The sequence below is a fragment of the Schnuerera sp. genome (genome assembly GCF_035459645.1).
Taxonomy (GTDB): domain Bacteria; phylum Bacillota; class Clostridia; order Tissierellales; family Tepidimicrobiaceae; genus Schnuerera.
Window position 1 is genome coordinate 1 of record NZ_DATHXO010000379.1, and the last position, 1,617, is coordinate 1,617.

3 protein-coding genes are annotated in these 1,617 nt (G+C 30.6%); 2 read left to right on the plus strand and 1 reads right to left on the minus strand.

Features of this window, described 5'->3' with window-relative positions:
- Both nrdD and nrdG read left to right on the plus strand, forming a co-directional pair.
- Positions 1–490, plus strand: a 490-nt coding sequence (gene nrdD, locus VK998_RS08810; RefSeq protein ID WP_325227734.1) for an anaerobic ribonucleoside-triphosphate reductase, incomplete at its 5' end; no start/stop codon positions are given.
- Positions 491–501: 11 nt separating this feature from the next.
- Positions 502–1,011, plus strand: coding sequence for an anaerobic ribonucleoside-triphosphate reductase activating protein (nrdG, locus tag VK998_RS08815; RefSeq protein WP_325227736.1), 510 nt, complete (start codon positions 502–504; stop codon positions 1,009–1,011).
- A gap of 38 nt (positions 1,012–1,049) precedes the next feature.
- On the opposite strand, the gene VK998_RS08820 is transcribed toward nrdG, so the two are convergent.
- Positions 1,050–1,382: a 4a-hydroxytetrahydrobiopterin dehydratase gene (locus tag VK998_RS08820; RefSeq protein ID WP_325227737.1), complete on the minus strand. Its 333-nt coding sequence runs from the start codon at positions 1,380–1,382 to the stop codon at positions 1,050–1,052.
- Positions 1,383–1,617: the final 235 nt, after the last annotated feature.

Here is a 1,617-nt window from a genome sequence, read left to right on the forward strand (position 1 = left end):
AGAAGGTACTGCTGGAAGGTTTGTTAAGATGGATAGAGAAATTTTTGGCTCAATGGAGGGTATTACAGATAGAGAATATTATACTAATAGTTTCCACGTTCCTGTATACTATGAAATTACAGCTTATGAAAAGATAAAAACAGAAGCACCTTATCATGAATTAACCAATGCAGGTCATATTACATACATAGAATTGGATGGAGATCCTGCACAAAATTTGGATGCTTTTGAAAAGGTAGTAAGATTTATGAAGGAATCTGGAATCGGATATGGTTCAATAAATCATCCAGTAGATAGGGATCCGATCTGTGGATATACTGGAATAATAAATGATACATGCCCTAAATGTGGCAGGAAAGAAGAAGATATAAAATTTGAAAGGATTAGACGAATTACCGGATATTTAGTAGGAACTTTAGATAGATTTAACGATGCAAAGAGAGCTGAGGAAAGAGATAGAGTAAAACATTTATCCTGTTCTTTTAAATAAGAGGTGTTTATATGGAAGAGAAAATAAAAATAGCAGGGATTGTAAAAGAGTCTATAGTCGATGGACCAGGTATAAGGTTGGTAATATTTACTCAAGGATGTGTTCACAACTGTATAGGTTGCCATAATCCTGAAACCCATTCTTTTAGTAATGGTTATTATATGGATATAGAAAAAATAGTGGAAATGGTTAAAAAAGACCCTTTATTAGATGGGATAACTTTGAGTGGTGGAGAGCCTTTTCACCAAGGGAAAGTCTGTGGCATTTTAGCCAAAAAAATTAAAGATATGAACTTAAATATAGTAACTTATACTGGATATACTTTTGAAAATTTAATAAAGGAAATAGATATAAATGATGGCTGGAAGGAATTATTATTTGAAACGGATATTTTAATAGATGGTAAATTTGATATTGAAAAAAAGAGTTTATTATTGAAGTTTAGAGGTTCAGAAAATCAAAGAATAATCGACGTTAAAAACTCTTTAGAAAAAAACAAAGTAATTATTGCAGATATATAAATTAAGAGGCGGCTAGATTAAACTAGCGCCTCTTAATTTTATCTTTCAATTTCATCAATTTTTGCAGCTAAAATAAAATCATTTTGATGAAGACCGCCAATTTTATGGGTCCAAAGTTGGAGGACTACTTTCCCCCAGGAAAGATAGATATCAGGGTGGTGCCCTTCTTCTTCAGCAAGGTTACCTACTTTATTAGTAAAGTCTAGTGCTTCTTTAAAATTTTTAAATTTATAAGTTTTTTCTATTTTTTTATTATCTATTACTTTCCAATCATCTTGTAAAGATTTATGGTATTCTTTGATTTCATCTGGTTCTAAAGTTGGAGCTCCAATACTACAGGGTATACATTTTTTAGCAGTTAAATTTTCCATCATTTCACCAACCTTTCCTTAAGGTATTATATTAAAACTATACCCATAAAAGTGAAGGATTATCAACTATAATGGAAGCAAGAGCTACCACTATAATAGAGATAGCCATGGTTATATCTATGAAATCTTTCTGTTTACTTAAAAGCTTGATGGAAAGAAAGGGTTTAATAGATAATTTTCACGAATATGATATACTATATTTAGATATAATTAATAAGAATAAAAATAATGGAGC